Below are 1,466 nucleotides of genomic sequence, written 5' to 3' on the forward strand. Positions count from 1 at the left end.
ATAACGCGCCGCGCCGGGCGGCGCGTCCATCGGATAACCGGGGGCCGATATCGCTTTGATCCGCGGTTCGGCCCGATGGTGCGAACACCGGCCAGGCACGACATGCCGAGCGCCGGACTCACGCACCCGACACGGCCCCGGCGCGGGCCAGGAACACAAGGATCAGAAACCATGACTGCCATCTCGATCTTCAAGCCGATCGCCCTTGTCACGCTGCTTGTCATCGGCGCGACCGCCCAGGCCGACGGCAACAGGGTCACGCTGTTTCAGCAGGGCGTCGACCACGCGATCGGCGCCTCGCAACTGGGGCACGCGAACCGTCTGAGCGTGAACCAGAACGGCTGGGCCAACACCTCGATCTCGATGCAGGACGGCGCCCGCAACCGCACGGTGATCGGCCAGCAGGGCCGCCACAACGAGGCCTACAGCAGCCAGGTCGGGCGCTGCAACATCCTGGGCATCGCCCAGTCAGGCGCGGGCAATACCGCCGACATCGACCAGCGCGGGCGCTGCAACGCGGTCGGCGTCTTCCAGTCCGGCCGCGGCCACACCGCCGAGACCGTCCAGCGCGGCCGCGGCAATGTCGTGGTGATCGTGCAGGACTGAGGTCGGAAATCAGGGCGGGGGTGTCCCCTCCCGCTCTGTTCCCCTGGATGAAATGGAGGACCCCATGTCACGTCTATTGCTTGCCCTTGCGGGCTCTGTCGCGGTGATCGCCGCGGCCGGCAGCGCGCACCTTGCGGCGGACACCCAGGCCGCGCTGCCGGGGTGCCGCCTGGCCCTCGATGAGCGCGGCGGCGCGGTTCACGTCCATGCCGTCATCGAGAGCCCCACCCCGATGCACGGCACCTACGAGATGCGGCTGACGCGGAACGCCGCCGCCGGCAGCATCGACCTGAGCCAGAGCGGCGCCTTTTCGATCAAAGCCGGCGCCCGGACGGTGCTGAACGAGGCGACGCTGAACGGCCGCGCGCGCGACCTTGACGCCGGCCTCACCATGAAGACCGGCGGTTTGACCCTGCGCTGCCCGGTCCTGATCAACGGAACCCCGAAAGAGGAGACCTGACCCATGTTTCGCAACATCATCCTCGCCGCCGCGCTGTCGCTGGCCGCGCTTCCCGCTGCGGCGGGCGGCCAGTTCAGCCTCGGCTACCAGGCCCGCACCGCCGACGAGGCAGCCGCCATCCGCGCCGGGCTCGCCCTCTACGCGCTGCATCGCGACATCGACAGGAACGGCCATGTCACCCAGCAGGGCATCAACCACGCCGCGGGGCTCTATCAGCGCGGCCCCGGCCACCGCGGCATCATCGTGCAGGACGGGCGGGACCACACGGGCAGCCTGACCCAGACGGGGCGCGGCCACAGTTTCGGCCTGTTCCAGTCCGGTCGCGGCACGACGGCGCATATCGTGCAGCAAGGCCACGGACGGGCCGGCCTGCTGTTCCAGCACGGCTGGTGATGGGGCC

3 protein-coding genes are annotated in these 1,466 nt (G+C 69.9%); all 3 read left to right on the top strand.

Translation table 11 applies throughout. The annotated features are described in order from the left end of the window. Window positions 1-171 precede the first annotated feature (171 nt). The 3 genes from MAA8898_RS25540 to MAA8898_RS25550 all read left to right on the top strand — a co-directional run bounded on the left by MAA8898_RS25540 (window position 172) and on the right by MAA8898_RS25550 (window position 1,459). Window positions 172-606 (top strand): curlin, encoded by a 435-nt coding sequence (locus tag MAA8898_RS25540; protein ID WP_176445331.1) that lies wholly within the window; start codon window positions 172-174, stop codon window positions 604-606. Window positions 607-670: 64 nt separating this feature from the next. Beyond that, the gene (gene csgH / locus MAA8898_RS25545; RefSeq protein ID WP_141194966.1) at window positions 671-1,066 is read left to right on the top strand and encodes a curli-like amyloid fiber formation chaperone CsgH; all 396 of its coding nucleotides are present in this window, start codon (window positions 671-673) and stop codon (window positions 1,064-1,066) included. Between the two features lie 3 nt (window positions 1,067-1,069). Then, window positions 1,070-1,459: a hypothetical protein gene (locus MAA8898_RS25550; RefSeq protein ID WP_094023828.1), complete on the top strand. Its 390-nt coding sequence runs from the start codon at window positions 1,070-1,072 to the stop codon at window positions 1,457-1,459. Window positions 1,460-1,466: the final 7 nt, after the last annotated feature.

The organism is Antarctobacter aquimaris (genome assembly GCF_900184945.1).
GTDB classification, from domain to species: domain Bacteria; phylum Pseudomonadota; class Alphaproteobacteria; order Rhodobacterales; family Rhodobacteraceae; genus Maliponia; species Maliponia aquimaris.